This is a genomic window from Pedobacter sp. P26 (assembly GCF_050632135.1).
GTDB lineage: Bacteria > Bacteroidota > Bacteroidia > Sphingobacteriales > Sphingobacteriaceae > Pedobacter.
Window position 1 is genome coordinate 5,946,355 of the sequence record NZ_CP192574.1, and the last position, 18,996, is coordinate 5,965,350.

General features: G+C 37.7%; 20 protein-coding genes and 1 pseudogene. 12 read left to right on the top strand and 9 right to left on the bottom strand.

Annotated elements, in window-relative coordinates; all coding sequences use genetic code 11:
- The first annotated feature begins 44 nt into the window (after nt 1–44).
- The 4 genes from ACQ86H_RS27690 to ACQ86H_RS27705 all read left to right on the top strand — a co-directional run bounded on the left by ACQ86H_RS27690 (nt 45) and on the right by ACQ86H_RS27705 (nt 4,726).
- Entirely contained in the window at nt 45–674 is a 630-nt protein-coding gene (locus tag ACQ86H_RS27690; protein WP_431293173.1) for a hypothetical protein, read from the top strand.
- Between the two features lie 17 nt (nt 675–691).
- Entirely contained in the window at nt 692–1,261 is a 570-nt protein-coding gene (locus ACQ86H_RS27695) for a dipeptidyl-peptidase 3 family protein (RefSeq protein ID WP_431293174.1), read from the top strand.
- 53 nt (nt 1,262–1,314) lie between these two features.
- Complete coding sequence (locus ACQ86H_RS27700; RefSeq protein WP_431293175.1) at nt 1,315–1,722, top strand: hypothetical protein; 408 nt, start codon at nt 1,315–1,317, stop codon at nt 1,720–1,722.
- 562 nt (nt 1,723–2,284) lie between these two features.
- Nucleotides 2,285–4,726, top strand: coding sequence for an outer membrane beta-barrel protein (locus tag ACQ86H_RS27705; protein WP_431293176.1), 2,442 nt, complete (start codon nt 2,285–2,287; stop codon nt 4,724–4,726).
- Nucleotides 4,727–5,087: 361 nt separating this feature from the next.
- Here the strand turns inward: ACQ86H_RS27705 and ACQ86H_RS27710 are convergent, their stop codons facing one another.
- The 4 genes from ACQ86H_RS27710 to ACQ86H_RS27725 form a co-directional block, all read right to left on the bottom strand.
- Nucleotides 5,088–6,146 carry a nucleoid-associated protein gene (locus ACQ86H_RS27710; RefSeq protein ID WP_138819481.1) on the bottom strand — a complete coding sequence of 353 codons (1,059 nt, stop codon included), beginning with the start codon at nt 6,144–6,146 and terminating at the stop codon, nt 5,088–5,090.
- Nucleotides 6,147–6,217: 71 nt separating this feature from the next.
- The gene (locus ACQ86H_RS27715) at nt 6,218–6,700 is read right to left on the bottom strand and encodes a MarR family winged helix-turn-helix transcriptional regulator (protein ID WP_138819480.1); all 483 of its coding nucleotides are present in this window, start codon (nt 6,698–6,700) and stop codon (nt 6,218–6,220) included.
- Entirely contained in the window at nt 6,681–7,202 is a 522-nt protein-coding gene (locus tag ACQ86H_RS27720; RefSeq protein WP_431293177.1) for a GNAT family N-acetyltransferase, read from the bottom strand. The genes ACQ86H_RS27715 and ACQ86H_RS27720 overlap by 20 nt, the downstream gene beginning before the upstream one ends.
- A gap of 81 nt (nt 7,203–7,283) precedes the next feature.
- Nucleotides 7,284–7,856 carry a TlpA family protein disulfide reductase gene (locus ACQ86H_RS27725; protein ID WP_431293178.1) on the bottom strand — a complete coding sequence of 191 codons (573 nt, stop codon included), beginning with the start codon at nt 7,854–7,856 and terminating at the stop codon, nt 7,284–7,286.
- A gap of 114 nt (nt 7,857–7,970) precedes the next feature.
- On the opposite strand from ACQ86H_RS27725, the gene ACQ86H_RS27730 reads away from it, so the two are divergent.
- Both ACQ86H_RS27730 and ACQ86H_RS27735 read left to right on the top strand, forming a co-directional pair.
- A complete protein-coding gene (locus ACQ86H_RS27730) occupies nt 7,971–8,303 on the top strand; it encodes a hypothetical protein (protein WP_431293179.1) in 333 nt (110 codons plus the stop codon).
- A 117-nt stretch (nt 8,304–8,420) separates the two neighbouring features.
- Nucleotides 8,421–10,733, top strand: coding sequence for a TonB-dependent receptor (locus ACQ86H_RS27735; RefSeq protein WP_431293180.1), 2,313 nt, complete (start codon nt 8,421–8,423; stop codon nt 10,731–10,733).
- A 244-nt stretch (nt 10,734–10,977) separates the two neighbouring features.
- On the opposite strand, the gene ACQ86H_RS27740 is transcribed toward ACQ86H_RS27735, so the two are convergent.
- The 3 genes and pseudogenes from ACQ86H_RS27740 to ACQ86H_RS27750 form a co-directional block, all read right to left on the bottom strand.
- Nucleotides 10,978–12,057 (bottom strand): NADH:flavin oxidoreductase/NADH oxidase, encoded by a 1,080-nt coding sequence (locus ACQ86H_RS27740; protein ID WP_138819475.1) that lies wholly within the window; start codon nt 12,055–12,057, stop codon nt 10,978–10,980.
- A 98-nt stretch (nt 12,058–12,155) separates the two neighbouring features.
- Nucleotides 12,156–13,144 (bottom strand): annotated as a pseudogene (locus ACQ86H_RS27745) (aldo/keto reductase).
- A 3-nt stretch (nt 13,145–13,147) separates the two neighbouring features.
- Nucleotides 13,148–13,567, bottom strand: a complete 420-nt coding sequence (locus ACQ86H_RS27750; protein WP_431293181.1) for a DoxX family protein — start codon at nt 13,565–13,567, stop codon at nt 13,148–13,150.
- Nucleotides 13,568–13,780: 213 nt separating this feature from the next.
- Between ACQ86H_RS27750 and ACQ86H_RS27755 the strand changes: the two genes are divergently transcribed.
- The 6 genes from ACQ86H_RS27755 to ACQ86H_RS27780 all read left to right on the top strand — a co-directional run bounded on the left by ACQ86H_RS27755 (nt 13,781) and on the right by ACQ86H_RS27780 (nt 18,052).
- Entirely contained in the window at nt 13,781–14,188 is a 408-nt protein-coding gene (locus ACQ86H_RS27755) for an ATP-binding cassette domain-containing protein (protein ID WP_431293182.1), read from the top strand.
- Between the two features lie 41 nt (nt 14,189–14,229).
- Complete coding sequence (locus tag ACQ86H_RS27760; RefSeq protein ID WP_431293183.1) at nt 14,230–14,607, top strand: hypothetical protein; 378 nt, start codon at nt 14,230–14,232, stop codon at nt 14,605–14,607.
- A gap of 3 nt (nt 14,608–14,610) precedes the next feature.
- On the top strand, nt 14,611–15,414 hold the full coding sequence (locus tag ACQ86H_RS27765) for a hypothetical protein (RefSeq protein WP_431293184.1): 804 nt from the start codon (nt 14,611–14,613) through the stop codon (nt 15,412–15,414).
- Between the two features lie 17 nt (nt 15,415–15,431).
- Nucleotides 15,432–15,806, top strand: a complete 375-nt coding sequence (locus ACQ86H_RS27770) for a GntR family transcriptional regulator (RefSeq protein WP_138819471.1) — start codon at nt 15,432–15,434, stop codon at nt 15,804–15,806.
- A 4-nt stretch (nt 15,807–15,810) separates the two neighbouring features.
- Nucleotides 15,811–16,656, top strand: a complete 846-nt coding sequence (locus ACQ86H_RS27775; RefSeq protein ID WP_138819470.1) for a hypothetical protein — start codon at nt 15,811–15,813, stop codon at nt 16,654–16,656.
- Between the two features lie 412 nt (nt 16,657–17,068).
- The gene (locus tag ACQ86H_RS27780) at nt 17,069–18,052 is read left to right on the top strand and encodes an alpha/beta fold hydrolase (protein ID WP_431293185.1); all 984 of its coding nucleotides are present in this window, start codon (nt 17,069–17,071) and stop codon (nt 18,050–18,052) included.
- Nucleotides 18,053–18,101: 49 nt separating this feature from the next.
- Here ACQ86H_RS27780 and ACQ86H_RS27785 read toward each other — a convergent pair whose 3' ends face one another.
- Nucleotides 18,102–18,635: a DUF6263 family protein gene (locus tag ACQ86H_RS27785; protein WP_431293186.1), complete on the bottom strand. Its 534-nt coding sequence runs from the start codon at nt 18,633–18,635 to the stop codon at nt 18,102–18,104.
- A 17-nt stretch (nt 18,636–18,652) separates the two neighbouring features.
- A complete protein-coding gene (locus tag ACQ86H_RS27790) occupies nt 18,653–18,991 on the bottom strand; it encodes a hypothetical protein (protein WP_431293187.1) in 339 nt (112 codons plus the stop codon).
- Between the last annotated feature and the right edge of the window lie 5 nt (nt 18,992–18,996).

The window sequence follows — 18,996 nt, forward strand, 5'->3', positions numbered from 1 at the left end:
CAAAGCTTTCAAAATTTACTAATTTAGCGGCCATATACTTTAATATGAAGAATTTATACAAATCAGGCCTATTTTTATCTGCAGTAGCCATCTCTGTAGGCGCTTTATCGTCTTGTACCGGCAATAATAAATCTAAGGATGAAAAAGCTATAGTAGTACAAAAAGATAGTCTGATCAATTATGTTGCTCAACGCCTGCCTATTTACGAAAGGGTAAAATTAACCACCAATATTAATGAGTTAAGTGTTAACGACCGTAAAATTTTGCCTTTATTAATTCAGGCAGCAGAAATTATGGATCAATTATATTGGAAACAAGCCTACCCGCAAAGAGATAGCTTGCTCGCAACCATTAAAGATGAAAAAACACGCGATTTTGTTAATATCAATTATGGCCCGTGGGATAGATTAAATAATGATAAACCTTTTGTCGCAGGTGTTGGCCCAAAACCGGAAGGAGCATCTTTTTATCCATACGGAATTACAAAAGAAGCCATAGAGAAATCGGACCTTGCTGATAAGTTCGGGGCATATTCTGTCGTTCAAAAAGACAGTACTGGCAAATTATCAACAGTACCCTATCATGTATTGTATGCTGCAGAGTTACAAAAAGTAAGTTCTTTGTTAAAACAGGCCGCTCTGATTGCTGAGGATGCCGGCTTAAAAAATATTTAAACTTAAGGGCCGATGCTTTGGTAACAGATAATTTTACTGCAAGTGATTATGCCTGGCTGGATATGAAAAACAACGGTCTGGATATTATTATCGGCCCGATTGAAAATTACGAGGATAAGCTGTTTAATGCCCGCACCAGTTACGAAGCTTATGTTTTAATCAAAGATAAAGAGTGGAGCAAACGCCTGGCGAAGTATGTAAAAATGCTTCCCGAATTACAGAAAAACCTGCCCGTTGCAGCAAAATACAAAGCAGAAACGCCCGGAACTGACTCTGAATTAAATGCTTATGACGTGGTTTATTATGCGGGAGACTGTAATGCGGGATCGAAAACCATCGCCGTTAATCTCCCGAATGACGAAAAAATTCAACAGGAAAAGGGCACGCGCCGTTCGCAGCTGAAAAATGCAATGCAGGCGAAATTTGATAAAATTTTAGTGCCGATTTCAAAAGAGCTGATCGACACAGATCAACAGCAATACATTAAATTTGACGCTTTTTTTGCAAACGTAATGTTCCACGAAGTAGCACATGGCTTAGGGATTAAAAAACCATTACCGGAAAAGGCTTTGTACGTGCCGCATTAAAAGAACAATATAGCTGGCTGGAAGAAGGCAAAGCCGATATTTTAGGTTTATATATGGTAACCGGCTTACTTAAAAAAGGTGAGTTAAAAGGTGATATAAAAGATTATTATACCACATTTATGGCTGGCATTTTACGTTCAGTTCGCTTTGGTGTTTCTGAAGCACACGGAAAAGCGAATATGCAGTGCTTTAATTATTTTCAGGAAAAAGGAGCTTTTGAGCGTACGGCTAAAGGCACTTACAAAGTAAACTTCGAAAAATTTGCTACAGCTATGAATGATTTAAGTGCATTTATTCTTACGCTTCAAGGTAATGGCGATAAAGCCGCAGTAGAAAAAGCACAAAAAGAAAAAGCGGTTATCCATACAGAACTTCAAACAGATTTGGAACGGTTGACTAAAAAGAATATTCCTGTTGATGTTGTTTTCGAACAAGGCGTTGATGTACTTGGGGTAAAATAAAAGATTCACTTTTACTCAGGAATTTAAAGCCATAGATGTGCAGGTACGAACTTGTTATCTATGGCTTTTTTAGTTTGATTCATTGGTCATTGGTTAATTTATGAGCAAGGGTTAATTTTTTAAACTGTTTAATTGATTAACTGACAGGGTCCATTAAAAAGTTCTTTACCAATAGCAAAGAAGGATCATCATTCTCGCACAGGCGGAAATCTTAATGCTACCTAAAACCCTACCACGGCATTAAGATTCCCAATCGAGTTGGGAATGGCGATGCCTTAACAGGCATGTCATTTATATTGATCTATACAATAAATTAATCCTCACCATGACGACCATATTGGAGTTACAGTGTAATTTATTCCTGACTTCAGACTCCCAACTTCGGACTTTTTTTAAATCCTTGTAACCTTTTTAAAAAACGGTCGTCTTACTTATAACACAATCATGGGAATCTTTCGTTTCCGGACTAAACTTTAAAATAAGAAGGCAATTAAATTGAAAGCGCATGTACATGCGTTATAGAAAGCTTTTTGCCCATTTTTTTAAGAATAAACACCTAAATATGAAAACACTATACAAAATAATATTAACCCTTACACTTCTTTTAAATGTCACAATAGGTTTTGCGCAAACAAATGCTAAACCGAATATTAGTGGGGTAATTTTAGATGAGACCAAAAAACCTGCAGATTATGTTACCGTCGTACTCTTTAAAGCATCAGATTCCAGCGTGGTTAAAACAGCATTTACCGATCCAAGCGGAAAATTTAATTTCAATGTTTCGGGTAAGGGGAGCTATTATTATAAAGCCAGTAACATGGGTTATAAAACGCTTAGAAGTAAAACCATTGTTTTAACAGAAGATAATCAAAAAGTAGATTTCGGAACGGCACAGCTTGTTGCAAGCACTCAAAACTTAAAAGAAGTGAATGTAGCGATAACCAAGCCATTAATCGAAAGAAAAATGGATAAAATCGTGATGAACGTTTCCAATAGTTCGATTATGACAGGTTCAACCGCGCTGGAAATTTTACAAAAAGCACCAGGCGTAACGGTAGATCAAAACGATAAAATTTCGATGATGGGCAAACAGGGTGTCTTAATTCAATTGGATGGCAAGCAAACTTATATGAGTAGTGCCGATGTAGCCAACCTGCTACGGAATATGCAGAGTTCAGACATAGAAAGCATTGAGTTGATTACCAATCCATCTTCCAAATATGATGCTTCAGGTAATTCAGGAATTATAAACATCAAAACGAAGAAAAACAAAAATGGCGGAACAAATGGCAGTATAAACGGATCTTTAGGATATGGTAAAAACCTAAGGGGAAATGCAGGTTTAAACCTGAACCACCGTACACAGAAACTTAATCTTTTTGGCAACTACAACTATGGCAAGTTTGAGCGTGATAATCTGATCTCTATCGACCGGATTTCGAATGGTACACCCGATATTTACTTTATGCAGGTAGGTGAGAGCAAAAGAAAACAATATAACAATAACCTTAAAGCAGGCTTAGACTATTTTATCGATAAGAAAAACACTATTGGTATATTGGTAAATGGATATTTCAACCATGGCACCGAAGCTTCCGCAAACAATACATTAATTGGTCCGTCTTTTCAAAGAGCAGATTCCAGCCTGATAACCAACTCATTGCAGGCAAACAAATACAATAACGTTTCTTATAACTTAAATTATAAATCTGTTCTGGATACTGCGGGTTCAGAAATTTCGGCAGATGTAGATTATTCCAAATACAAAGGAAACGATGGTTCTAATTATGAAAACGATTATCGGTTTCAAAATGGAGACAGAATCCGCCCGGTCATATATACCAGGAACAGCACCCCTTCGATTATTGACATCAAGGCATTTAAAATCGATTATAATGTTTCGCTAAACAAAACGGTTAAACTTGAAGCTGGGGTTAAAAGCAGCTGGGTTGAAACGGATAACGATCTCCAGGCAGAAGTGTATGTAAATGATTTGTGGAAGAATGATGTTAAAAGAAGCAATCAATTTGTATACGATGAAAATGTAAATGCGGCTTATACCAATATAAATAAACAGTTTAAAAATACCAGTGTACAGATTGGTTTAAGGGTTGAGCAAACCAATTCGAAAGGAAATTTAATTACTAAAAATACCGTTGTGGAACGAAATTACTGGGATTTCTTTCCAACGTTATTTGTTCAGCAAACGCTTTCAAAAAACAATCAGTTAGGGTTTTCTTATAGCAGAAGGATAGACCGCCCCAGTTATGATGCTTTAAATCCATTTATTTATTACTTAGATGAATTTACCTATAGCAAAGGGAATCCATTTTTAAACCCACAGTATACACACAATTTTGAGCTCAGTTATACCCTGTTGCAAAAGTATATGCTCTCTATAGGCTATAGCAGGATTAACGATGTAATTGCTGAGGTAATTTTGCCAGATGCAGCAAATCAATCTTTATATCAAACCAATGCAAATATTGCCACAAACATCAGCTACAATGCCAATTTAAATATACCCGTTCAGCTTACGAAATGGTGGCAGACCAATAATAACTTAAATGTTTTTTATCTCAGTTTTGAAGCACCAGACCTGGCCGGGAGTGCTTTAAAAACCGGAAAAACATCTTTCCAATTTAAATCGCAGCAAACCTTTACCATTATGGACGGTTTTACAGCGGAAATAAACGGTAGCTACGAATCGCCGCTGGATTATGGAACGCTAAGTTTAAAAGCCCGTTACTATATTGATGCAGGTTTGAGTAAATCGCTGTTTAACAAAAAAGCAAGTTTGAAGCTGGCCTTATCAGATGTATTTAATATGTCTGAAAATAATTTATCAAGCGCCTATCCTGGTTTAACCTACTCGTTACATCAAAAAAATGAAACACGCATTGGCAGAATCAGCTTTACTTACCGTTTTGGCAAAAATGAGATTAAACCTGCCCGTAGACGCTCAACAGGTACCGAAGCAGAACAGGGAAGGATGAAGAATTAGGGGTGATTTTTATGGTCATTTCTGGCGCAGTGGAGAAATATTTGGACTATATTAAAAGATTTCTCCATTTCGCTGCACTTCAGTTGAAATGAAGATCCGACTATAACTCTCCCTTGATCTGTTCCCAATCAATCCAATTCTATATACATGTAAATATTTGAAAATCAAACTATTAAACCTTTTTAAGGAATCTGTTAAGTATAATATTTCGACAATTACTCAGATAAAAGACTTTTTTGGAATCTATTCAGAAAAAGGTGGCAGCATTAAGTTAATAGCATTGGTGGAGACACAGACCGAGGAATTGGTTTTTTTAACATTAGTCCAAAATTGACGATCGCCAAGAGACTCAGGACTAATGCTACTCTTCTTCCCTAAAATACACCTTGTAAAAGTTCATCGATTTATCATCGTCGTAACCTTTCTCGATCATGTCTTTATTGCCATGGATATAGATGTGGAAGTTTTTATCCAATTTTAACACACTTTTATAAGCCCGGGCCTGTTTTTTAACGGCAGATTCGGCGATCTCAAAATGATCGGCAATCGGACTTTCAAACTCCTCTTCGTAGTTCTTCTTATAGTTCTTAAACGATTCGATCCCTTCTGCATTACCGATTACCTCATTCCCGAATTCTTCGATATCAAAAGTTTCCTTCTCTTTGAAGTATTTCATCGAACGGTTTAAAAGATCGATTTTATCCGCTTTGCTGATTTCATAATCATCATCCAGTTTCTGCGTCACGAAGTTTTTGTAAACGCCCAAAACGTTATTGGTCTGGTTATAACTATCGTTCCTGATTTTTAATTTAAGAAATTCATCTTTCCAGTAAACAGCAGAATCGTTGCTGCTTTTAGATTGATCCAGCACCACTACCTTATAACCTTCTTCCTTTTCTACATTAAAAATCAAGCAGCCCTTATCCAATTTATTAATGCTGATGGCATCCTGCTCGTAACTCATGTTAAAACCATCCAGCTCGGGGTAAACCTTTAGGTAGGTATCTTTAGTTTCCGATTTAAAAATCCCTAAAACATCCAACTGCTCGCCTTCTATCTGCACTTTTTCGAAATAAGCCACATACAATTCACCCGATTTAATTTTGGGGTGGTTGGCCACATCGTATAAATATTTGGCGAGTTGCTGCGAGTCTTCATGAAAAAGCACATTGTTTTCAAAAATCTCATGTGCAAAATGGAATACTTCGTTCAGTTGTAAATTATCGTTAGGGTGATAAAAACGGTAAACTTCATTAACTTTTTCGAAAGGCTTTAAGAAATACTGCATCAGCAGGTTTCCTAATAATTTATCCTCGATTTTTAACGGGGCATCAGATAATTTGTAATACTCTTCAACCAGTTTATTACCGGTGTGGTGGATGGAAAGTTGTTTAAGCGAAGCCTCGAAAAATGAAATCATGGCAGCAAAAATAGTAAAATCATTGGTTAACCCCTTTCAAAATTCAATCATTCAATCAATGGCTCACTCAATCATTTTTTAATATAAACCTCTGCCCTATGCAAAAAGCTTTTCTCCTGTAGTGCGGCTTCTACCTCATTTATGGCTTTCATCAGGTTATTTTCTGTATTTGTAATCTCTGCTGTGGCTTTAATAATCACTTCCCAAACCGGTTCCATGGTTGACAGTAGCGTTTTGCCCTTTTCGGTAAGTTCTACCAGGCGTTTACGGGTATCAATCTTATCCTTTTTAGAACGGATGAGTTTCTCTTTCTCCAGTTCCTTTAACAAACTGATGGTAGAAGGATGGGCATAACCGATTTCATCAGAAAGAGAAACGACGCTCATGGTCGATTTTTTATATAAAGTATACAGCACCGGGAACCATTTAGGTTGAAAATCGATCCCGAATGCTTTGTAAATCAACAATCCGTCCTTACGGATCTGGTCGCTGAGCCGTTGTAAACGTGTAGAAATAGCCAGTAAGCCAGAAGCATCAATTACATTTTGTTCCATAAACAGATTTTAAATCCAGACTATAAAAAACGTTGTCTACAGCCATGCGGGGAAAATAAACCGGAAGATCTTCCATAACCACTTGTTTAAATCCATTACGTTCGTAAAAGCGGCAGGCAGCCTGCAATATATTTTTGGTACCCAAATATACCTTATCCAGGTTATTATCTGCGCAATATCCGATAAGGGTTTTTAATAAAGCCTGGGCTATCCCCAGCTCTTTTCCACGGAATTCTTTTTTAACAAACATCTTTCTGATGGCACCGGCATGATGATCGGGTTGTGCAATTACGGCAATGGTACCAATAAGTTCACCGTTTAGCCTGGCACCCCAGAATGCGCCTCCAGTACCATCGTAATTTTTTTCGATATCCAACAAATCGGGTTGTGCGGCCAGATCGATAGCTACATTAAATTCTATTTGCTGTATAGGCAGAATCAACCCGATAATCGCTTCACAGAATTGATTATCTAAACGTTCAATTTTAAATTCTTTTTGCATGGCTAACTATTATAAAACAAATATTATTTCTTCATCAAATTTGATGCTGGATGATTTAGAAAAGTTTAAGCTTAACAGAAGCTAACGGCTACTTTTTAATTTATTGATGAAATCAATGATCTTTTGATCGGCATAATTTGCGACGCCTTCATGTCTGAATGATAGCCTGCCCTGCTTATCAAAAACAACAGTTGTAGGTAAGGCACCGGCAAATACTTTTTCCGGAATATCACTTTCTAATTTATAGATTGGCATTGTGTATTTGCTGTCGGACATAAACTTGCCCGATTTAGCAAAATCTCCGTCAGCATCAGCAAAAATGAATACTACATCTTTATCGTCTTTAAATTGTGTGTAAAGCTTGTAAATCGAAGGTATTTCGGCCCTACATGGCGGGCACCAGGTTGCCCAAAAGTTGAGGAAAATAACTTTGCCTTTTAAATCGCCAAGATCAATGAGATTCCCTTTTACATCTTTAAACTGGATCCCATTGAGACTTGCAACATTTTCTTTTGGCGTTTCAACGTTGGGTTTATAAAAACCAATCTCCATCAAGCCTTTAATCAAAAATGCTTTTGCATCGGGTACAAAAACAATTACCAATAGGAAAATGACAAATAAAGTATTGAATATATTTTTCCTGATAAATTTCATTAGTGATTAGTTTTAGTCTCAAACCTTTGCGAAAATTGTTGGTTAGTGCACTTATAAAAGTAATGTTACTTTTCATATATATATAATTGCTCAGGAATTACTACTTTTGACCTGTTGAAAAAGCATAGACTAAACATTCAGAAATATTTATCGGCATTTATGCTGATCGTATTTGCTATTGCTTTAACTCCATGGAGTGTATTTCACCATCATAATCCTCTTCCTGTTGTGGAGAAAGAGGTCAACTGTAAACATGTTAGCCACGTACAGGCTCATGGCGATACCTGTTTAATCTGTAATGCTAGTTTTGAAAAAAACTATGTGCAAACACACCACATTTATAGGATTTTTTTATCAGCTAAAATCTTTAACCGTACCGAACCTACGTTAAAGAATGCTTTTACCGAAATAAAGCGTACCTGCTTACGCGGCCCTCCTTTAGCTTAATTTTTTCATTTCTAAGCGCAAGCGCGCTAAACCAATTTTTATTTACATGAAACCTAAACCTAGCTTCAAACAGGCTATGTATCGGGCTTTCTGATCATTTTTATTTACACCCAACACATGAAAAAATTACAGCTTATCGGCTTGGTAATGCTATTTACGTTATTAAGCAGCACTGTTTTCGCTGCCGTTTTAAAAGATATAAAAGGCAGGGTTATTGATGCCAGCACAAAACAAACTTTACCAGGGGCAACCATTTTTATTCCGGATTTAAAGGTTTCGGCCGTAACTAACAATGATGGAGAATTTACTTTAAACAACCTTCCCTCAAAAGGGAGTTACCTGGTAGAAGTACATTACGTAGGCTACAAAACCGCTACGCAAGTGGTAAACTTTGCCAGCGCAGCCGGTTTAGAATTTTCTTTACAACCTACTGCAATAGAAACAAAGGAAATCGTAATCACAGGAAGTTTAATCAGTAGTACCAGCAAACGAAATAGTGCTTCGTCGGCGATAGTAGGCAAAGATCAGTTATTGCAGCCTTCTACCAATTTAATAGACGCATTAACTAAAATCCCCGGAGTATCGCAGATCACTACCGGACCTTCTATTTCCAAACCGGTAATAAGAGGTTTAGGCTACAACAGGATTGTAACTTTAGATGACGGAATTAAACAACAGGGCCAGCAATGGGGCGACGAACATGGCATCGAAATCGATCAGTTTAAATCAGACCGAATCGAAGTTTTACGTGGCGCAGCATCATTAATGTATGGTTCGGACGCATTAGGCGGTGTAATTAACTTATTAGAGCCTAGTTCAGCACCAGAAGGACAGATAAAAGGTGAATTTATTAGTAACTACTCTACCAACAACGGACTTACCGCCAACTCCTTAATGTTAAACGGTAACGAAAACGGTTTTGTTTGGAGAGCCCGTGGAACCTATAAAAATGCTTATTCTTTTAAAACACCTACAGGTTATTTCCCAAATTCTGGCTTTAACGAAACCGATTTAAGTGGTATGGTGGGGTTAAATAAAAGCTGGGGGTATACCCACTTGAACGTTTCAAGTTTCCGCAACAACATTGGTTTTTACGAGCCAACCTTAGATGACAACGGAAATTTTGTTAAAGAAGATGGTAGTGCATTTACCAACGATGATTATAAAAACCGTACTTTAGAATATCCACGTCAGGATATCAGGCATTATAAAATTGCGTTGAACAACAATTTTATTTTGGGTAATGGCAATTTAAAAGCTGATTTTGGCTATCAGCAGAACCAACGCCGAGAGTTAGACGGACCAGACCCAGCTTTATTCTTCGATCTTAAAACGTACAATGCAGATCTGAAATATTATATCCACGAAACCAATGGATGGCAACCCGTTTTTGGTATAAGTGTAGATGATGGCCATAGCCAAAATAAAGGAACAGAGTTTTTAATCCCTGCTTACAATACTTTTGGTTTAGGCGCTTTTGCTTACGCAAAGAAAAACTGGGAAAACAGTACATTTAGTATTGGTGCCCGTTACGATTTTAGAAAAAATAACGGAAAGCAACTTTTTGATGATGGCGAAGAAAAATTTGCACCGTTTAAAAACAAGTTTTCTAATGTAAGCGGTGCATTGGGTTTTACGCATCAATTTACTGATGAACTGAACTTTAAAGCCAATGCAGGTTCGGCTTTCCGTGCGCCAAACCCGGCAGAGTTAGGTTCGAATGGCGTGCATGAGGGTACATTTAGATACGAGGTGGGTAACTCTGCCTTAAACCCTGAACGCAGTTACCAGGTAGATGCTGCTTTAGAATATGAAGGAAAAATTGTGAGCGCAAGTGCAAGTATCTACAACAACTATATCCACAATTACATTTACGCATCTACCAATGGCGAACAAAGAGTAGCTGATGGTACACTTTATGACGTTTACCGCTACGGACAGGTAAATGCCAATCTTTATGGTGCTGAAGCCAGTTTAACCATTCACCCGGTGCCGTTTATCCATTTCGAAAATACTTTTGGATACGTTCACGCACAGAACAATACCCTAAACAGACCGCTTTCATTTATTCCTGCCGGAACATTGAGAAATGAGTTGCGTTTCGAGCCTAAACTTAAAGGCACAAATGACGCCTATCTTTCTGTAGGGATCAACTCGGCATTTAAACAGACCCGCGTGGATGATGTTTTTGAAACGCCAACCAGCGGTTATACCTTATTAAATGCTGGAATCGGTGCTACATTTAATTTGGGCAAACAACCAGTTAAATTATCGGTTTCGGCTAATAACCTGTTAAACCAGAAATATTATGATGCTTTAAGCAGGTTTAAACCAGGTCGTTTTGATCAGGAAAACCTGAATTTAGGCGTTTACAACCCTGGCAGAAACATCACTTTCGGATTGTATATCCCTTTCACTGTGGTTAAATAAATTCATTAATTTCATTTCAACCAAAAAGCGGAGCTGATCGAAGAGATCACTCCGCTTTTTGGTTAATACAGTACCGTCGTCATTTCGAGCGGAGTGAAACGAAGTCGAGAACCCGAAGGCTCTGCGAAGCAAAATCTATCAAGATAGATCTCTCCGTTCCGCCACGTTTCAGTCGAGATGACGACTCTTTTATTGAAGTCTGGTTGAATACCCTGAAATGAATTCAGGGTAACGGCACATTCAATTATTTCTTAAACGTTTCCCTTTTGGCCCTTACGTACTGGTTTGGCCATTCCGTATTGTCGCCTAATACCTGTGCTGCATGTGTTGGGAAATAAGCATCACGTAACGATTCGCGGGCAATGAAAATCAAATCTGCTTTTTCCTGCTCCAAAATTTCTTCTGCCTGGTGCGCCTCAACAATTACACCTACTGCCCCCGTATAGATGCCGATTTCATTTCTGATTTTATCTGCAAAAGGAACCTGATAATTTGGTCCGGCTGGGATAAAGGCATCAGGCACATTTCCACCCGAAGAAGTATCAATTAAATCTACACCCCGATCTTTTAATACCGCAGCCAACTGCAAAGAGTCATTTTCGTTCCAGCCACCTTCTGTCCAGTCGGTTGCCGAAATACGGACAAATAACGGCAGGCTTTCAGGCCATACCGATTGTACCGCCTCAACCACATCAATGACTAAACGGATCCGGTTTTCGAAACTTCCACCATAAACATCATTGCGTTTATTACTCAGCGGACTAAAAAATTCATGCAATAAATAACCGTGTGCCGCGTGAATTTCTACCACTTTGTAACCTGCATCCAAAGCGCGTTTTGCTGCTGCCCTGAAAGCAAAAACAATATCCTGAATTTCTGATATCGTTAATTCGTGTGGTTCAACCTGTCCTTGTTTAAAAGGAATTGGCGATGGACCAACAGGCTTCCAGCTGTTTTCGCCGTCGGCAATCTGTTCGCCACCATTCCATGGCACCTCACAACTGGCTTTTCTGCCCGCATGTGCCAGTTGTATACCTGCGATAGCACCATTATGATGAATAAAAGAAACAATCTGTTTCAGTTTTTCTACATGTTCATCTTTCCAGATCCCCAGATCGGCATAAGTGATTCTTCCATCGGCGGTTACTGCAGAAGCTTCCTGGATAATTAAGCCTGCACCACCAACAGCACGACTTCCCAAATGCACCAGGTGCCAATCGTTAGCAAAACCATCAACAGCAGAATATTGGCACATCGGTGAAATCACAATTCTATTTTTTAAGGTTACATCCTTTATGGTAAAAGGAGAAAATAATTTAGACATATCTTGTTTTGTTTAACCGCAAAGGACGCAAAGTTTTTTCGCAAAGAAATTGAAGACCTTAACCTTTGCGTATTACTTCTTTTCTTTGCGGTTTAAGTTTAAAAACCTGCGTGCTGCAGTTCGGTATTAATGAACTGAATTTCTTCAGCGTTTAATTTTACGTTAATAGCTTCTGCATTTTGTACAGCCTGCTTTTCATTCCTTGCGCCAACCAAAGCAATGGTTATGCCTGGGCGTTCAATCGTCCAGCGTAACACCAACTGAGATAAGGTAGCATTTTTCTCATCGGCCAACGGTTTTATTTTAGCCAAAAACGCATTTGTTTTTTCGATACTTTCAGGTGAGAAAAATTTGTTTCCCTGGCGGTGATCGCCTTCTTCAAATTTATAATCAGCAGTCATTTTTCCAGTCAGTAAACCGCGCTCCATCGGACTATAAGCTAGAACAGATTTATTTTTTCGATGCAATAAGGAACAGTTTCCGCTTCAACACCCCGGTTTACCATGCTAAATGGGATCTGGTTAGAAACAATTTCTAAAGTTTGATCTGCTTCTTTTAATTGCGCTGCATCATAGTTGCATACGCCTGCATAACGCACTTTACCCTGTTCAATCAACCTGCTCACCGCTTCAAAAGTTTCGCTGATCGGTGTGGTTACATCTGGCCAATGGATCTGGTAAAGATCTATATAATCGGTTCCCAGACGTTTTAAAGATTGCTCACATTCGTAAATCACACTTTCTTTTCCGGCGTATTTATAAATATCGATCTCCTTTCCATCATTGTTTTTACTCTTAAAGCCGAAATCACCTTTGGCAAGATCCCAGCGCATCCCGAATTTGGTTACCACTTGTAATTTATCGCGTGAAATACCTTTTATGGCATCGCCTACAATTTCTTCACTATCCCCCTGACCGTAAATTGGTGCGGTATCAATTGAAGTAACCCCTAAATCGTAACCGGCTTTAATGGCGTTAATTGCATCGTTTCTATCTGTACTTCCCCACATCCAGCCACCAGCAGCCCATGCGCCAAATGTGATTACTGAAAGCTCTAAATCTGAATTTCCAATTTTTCTGTATTCCATAAATTATTTTTTAATGATTTTATCAACCGCATAACTGTTATGCGGTAAGTATGCGAGTAACACCGATAAAAATGCCACATGGATGAGTTGAGAAGGCAGTGCCTCCCAATTCTCTATTATTGTTGTTCCGAAGATCAGCGCTAACGAAACCACTCCTGCAAATAATAAGCCTTGCCTGGTAAATAACCCCAGGATAATCATTAAGCCTACAATAAATTCGGCAAATGGCAAAATATAACTGAAGGGAATAACCCATACATCAGGCAAATACGATTTCGAAAATTGCCCGACCATCCAATGGCTAAAACCTGCAAGTTTTGGTAAACGAACCAAACCATGTCCGAAAAAACTTAAACCAATTGCTAAGCGGCTTAGTAGATATGCCCATTTAATATCCATATTATATCGATGTACTACAAACATACAATCTCCACATTAAGGATGTTTTAATGCAACAATGATTAGACGGATATTTTACCTTTCAATGGCGGAGAGCGAGTGTGGAGCGTTAGGTGTTGGACATATAACTGGAAACCCACAACGCTATTCGTCTGGCGCCAAACTTTTTTCTCCAAAAATTTGGAGATAACAAAATAAGATAATACTTTAGTGTATTATTTAACTAATACAGTAGATATGATCAACATTAACAATCTTAATTTTGGCTATAGTAAACATAAGCCATTATTTAAAAATATGAGCATGCGGTTAAGCAATGGCCATATTTATGGTTTGCTGGGTAAAAACGGTGCCGGTAAATCGACATTATTAAAAAATCTCGCCGGTTTGGTGTATGCACAAAGCGGTACATTGGAGGTAATGGGTTATGACCCTGCAAAAAGACAGCCCGCGCTTTTAGAGCAGATCTGTTTTATCCCGGAAGAATTTTATTTGCCATCTGTAAAAATTGATGCGTATATAAAAGCAAACGCCCCTTTCTATAAAAACTTCGACCACAATTATTTCACTAATCTGATCAAAGAATTTGATATTCCGGTTGAACAGAAACTCATTAATATGAGTTACGGGCAGAAGAAAAAGTAATTATCGCTTTCGGTCTGGCCACCCAGGCGAAACTGGTGATTATGGATGAACCTACCAATGGTTTAGACATTCCATCAAAAGCACAGTTCAGGAAAATTATGGCTTCGGCCATGACGGATGAGCGCTGCATTATCATTTCTACCCACCAGGTTAGGGATCTGGATAACCTGATCGACACGGTGATTATGCTTGATGAGAACGATATTGCCCTTAAAGCAACAGTAGAAGAAATTACCGCAAAATTAACCTTTAAAAAAGTAAAGGAAATTGATGACAGCATTATTTATGCTGAGCCATCCCTTTCTGGTTATAACGCTGTAATGCCGAACTATCACCAGGAAGAAAGCAAATTAGATATGGAGCTACTTTTTAATGCCATACTCGCAGAAAAAATCAAATTTAAACCTCTATTCAGTTAAGCGATGAACAACACATTTAATATTAATCGATTTGGCTTATTGCTTAAAAGACAATGGCTTGATTTTGGAAAAATTTACCTGATCAGCCTTGTGGTTTTATTGGGAATTGCGGTGGGATTTTACAGCTACAGCATACCCTCGCCTCTTAAAGACAATAATTTTGACTACGACGGCAACCTTGATATGCGTTTCCGCTACCCTCTTTTCTTGATTTTAGGATTTGTTTTTATCAGTATCGTAGCCAGTAGCTATTTTAATATCCTTGGACAGAAATCAAGAGCTATTTTAGAATTGATGACGCCTGCTTCGACTTTCGAAAAATTCGTTGCAGGCGTAACCTACACTGCTATAATAAGTCTCTTCAGCTATTTATTGATTTTTTATCTAACAGATCTGGCTTTTGTAAAATATCTCAACAGTAATCTTAATGCATTTAATCATCCGGGTATCAGGCAAGCCGAATCCATCACCAAAGAAGTATTTAATGATGAGGGCTACAGAAAATATTGCAGTTACTTTTTTGCTTTTCCATTTCTTGTTAACAGTATATTCCTTTTAGGTTCGATTTATTTTAACCGTTTCCATTATATTAAAACAGCATTATCTCTAATGATTTTTATCGGACTGGCATCTTACCTGGTAGTTAAATTTTCGATGTGGATAATGGAAGGCAAGGTTCCCTACTATCACAATTATAGGAAAGATGATAAAGATTGGATTTTGCTGGCACTTTTACTGATAACAAGCATCATCACCATCATCATCTGGGCGATTACCTACATCCGCCTTAAAGAAAAAGAAGTTTAATTTTAAAAGGTATAGATATGGAATTTAGAGATAATAAGGCAATATATCTTCAGATTGCAGAATATGTATGTGAACATATTTTGCTCGGAAAATGGAAAGCCGAAGAAAAAGTACCCTCGGTTAGGGAATTAGCTGTTGAGCTTGAGGTAAATCCCAATACTGTAATGCGTACCTACGAACTCTTGCAGAATAAAAATATCATCAACAATAAAAGAGGGATCGGTTTTTTTATTACCGACGATGCGATAGAGCATGTAAAAAGTTATAGAAAAGTACTATTTATGGAAGATGAACTTCCGGTGGTATTCCGGAATATTTATTTATTGAATATCGGCTTTGATGAATTAGAGAGCAAATACAAAACATTTGTAAAAGAAAATTTTAACGCTTAAGAAGATGAAAACAAGTAATAAATTATTAATCAGCCTCGCAATACTACTAATCGCTATACCGATTATAGTTGTGGCCATAAACGCAAAGGTAAATTACAAGGAAAGAGGAATTGAAGACTCTTATCTTGGAACACAAGAAATCAATAATGAAACTTTTGAACAAAAATCGAAAGAAAGGATTAACGTTTCATTGCAATCGCCTTTCAATGCAGTTCAGATTAAAAATGCAAAGGGTTTTAGTGTACAACTTTTTGTAAAAGAAGATAACAAGTATGGACTTAAGATTCAAGAAAAGTTTAAAAACGATTTAAAATATGAAGTAGATGCAAACGGTGTACTTCAATTATCAATTAAAAATTTTAGTGAGGATAATGGCATTGAAAAAATTGTTGTTGTGATTTATTGTCCAAAGATCAGCAAGGTTTCAGTTGCGAATGCTAACATTTTAGAATTTAGTGCTCATTCAGATGCTGTAACATTAAACCTGGATAATGTTGAAGATCTATTTTTAAGCGGGGATATTACGAACAACGATGCAAATGGAAAAACCAGTGTAATTAACCCAACTAAAATCGGCAAACTATATCTTAACCTGAATAAGACTAAGTTTAGTGGCTATACCAATGCTTTTAAAGATCTGTACATTATTGCAAATAATTCAGAAATTGAAATCGGAAATATGGATGAAAATAACAAAAAACCATTCCCATTTGATAATCTGAATATTAAGACAACAGATACGTCTAGAGTACAACTGCAAAATGTTAATGTAAAATCATTTGTCGGCGATTTTTCAGACGCTACAACATTACAGATCCCAACACCTTTACTTAAGCAGCTATTTAAATAATAATTTTGATGAGAATGATAGGTTTACACAATAAATTATCTCTACCATTGACAACCTCCAATAGAATGGTCGTCATATCGACCGGAGCAACGCGAAGTGGAGAGATCTATCTAGACAGATTTTGCTTCGCAGAGCCTTCGGGTTCTCGACTGCGTTACACTCCGCTCGAAATGACGGTAACTTGAGAGAATTTTTACGCGTAGATCAATTGCCGTCATTCATATTGACTTTTGTAATAAATTATCACTAAGGCAGACATAATTGTATTGATGATATAGCCGTTCTTTTTACACTTTACTTTATACACAATACATCTTTTAAGCAGCCTATGTAAAAAGGGCATGATTTTTAAGCTAACTAATTGGCAAAAGTTTAACTTGAGCCAATTAGTTTTTTACATTATTAGCCATCAATGAAGAGATACTTCCTGTTATTAGCACTTAGCCTGTTTATTTTTAGCAAAGTACAGGCAAAAACAGATACCCTTTCTATTAACTTAGAGAACGTTAAATACCCCTACCCGGTTAAATATTTCCCGATTAATACTGAGGGAAAGGATATCAAAATGGCCTACATGGATGTTGCCCCAACTGCAAATGCAAACGGCAAAACAGCAATTCTTTTCCATGGAAAAAATTTTGGAGGTTATTACTGGGGCAACGTCATCAAAGCATTAACCAAGATTGGTTATCGGGTTATTGTTCCTGATCAGATCGGTTTTGGCAAATCATCGAAAGCATTTATCCATTACAGCTTTCACCAGATGGCCGCCTGGAACAAAAAACTCCTCGATACCTTAGGCATTCAAAAAACCGTGGTTTTAGGCCACAGTATGGGCGGTATGCTGGCCACCCGATTTGCTTTAATGTACCCCGGAACAACTGAAAAACTGCTGCTCGAAAATCCGATCGGTTTAGAAGACTATAAAACTTTTGTTCCTTACATCACTACTGCACAGCAATACCAAACAGAACTAAAAACTACCGCAGAAAGTGTAAGGAAATACTATCAGGGCTCTTATTTTACCTATTGGAAACCAGAATACGAATACCTTGTTGATATTGCAGGTGGTGTAACAAACAGTGCCGATTATCCGCGCTGGGCAAAAGTAGCTGCACTCACCTATACCATGATTTACGAACAACCAGTGGTTTACGAATTTCAGAATTTAAAGGTGCCTACCGTGTTATTTATCGGTAAAGAAGATAAAACTATTGTGGGAAAAGGCTTGCTTACATCCGATCAGCAGGCTTTACACGGCCAGTACAAATTTCTAGGCAAACAGACAGCAGCTAAAATTATAGGGGCCAAAATTATCGAATTTGATGCCTGTGGCCATATTCCCCATATCGAAATTCCAACGGAGTTTTTGGTGGCGTTAACGGGTAGTTTGTAGTTTTTTAAAAGGCCTTATAGGTTTAAAAAACCTATAAGGTCTAAATAATTTAGTTAACCTCTTTACCTACAATTTTGTTAATGCCCTGCATTTCGAAATCAATGTCTTGTCCCATCGACTTCATTTTCCCGTACAGCTCTATACGTAAGTGACTGTTCAGTACGATCCCGGTTTTAATATCAATTGATGTTTCTCCTGAGTTGGTCCCTTTTAAATCGGTTTCCATTTTATTGCCCATGGTCTCAAAACTTCCTTTTGATATCAATGAACCTTTTACGCTCAGGATAGCAATTCCATCTTTCACTTCTTTCAAAGTATATGCGGTAATGGTTTCGATAGGCATACTCATCTGCAGTTTTGTATCAACCGTCCAGCTGTCGCCAATTTTAACTGCTCTTTCCGGGTATATCTTAAACGATGATTCCATGGTCTGTTTCACCACCTCTTCGCTGAACTGTTTGCTTAAGGCATTTTTGATCTGTTTTACCTGGCTGGTATCGGTAGTCATCCTTGCCGCAATATTATCGAGCATTTTATCAATGCCCGCAACGGTTTTAATCCCTCCGTTTGGCGTTACCGTCATAAAAAAAGAAGCACCCTTTAAACCACTGAATGGATTTTTTTGGTGATGTCCTGCTCATCCGAATTATAGGTCATTGTAGTACCCATCGCAACTGATTTCATAAAAATCCTGTTGTAGGTTACTTTCACATCTTTTTCTCCATTATGTCCTTCGGTAATATCGAAAGTATAATCCGTTCCTATATTTTGCGTTAAATGCACATCCTGACCGCCAATTTTCTGGTTAATGATCTGATCAGAATTGATTGTAAAATCATAACGATAACCTGTTGGATAATTTTGCCTTAACACATAAGTTTTCTGTGCAAAACTGCTGATCGAAATCAGACTACAGATAATGGTTGCCAATACTCTCATTCAAT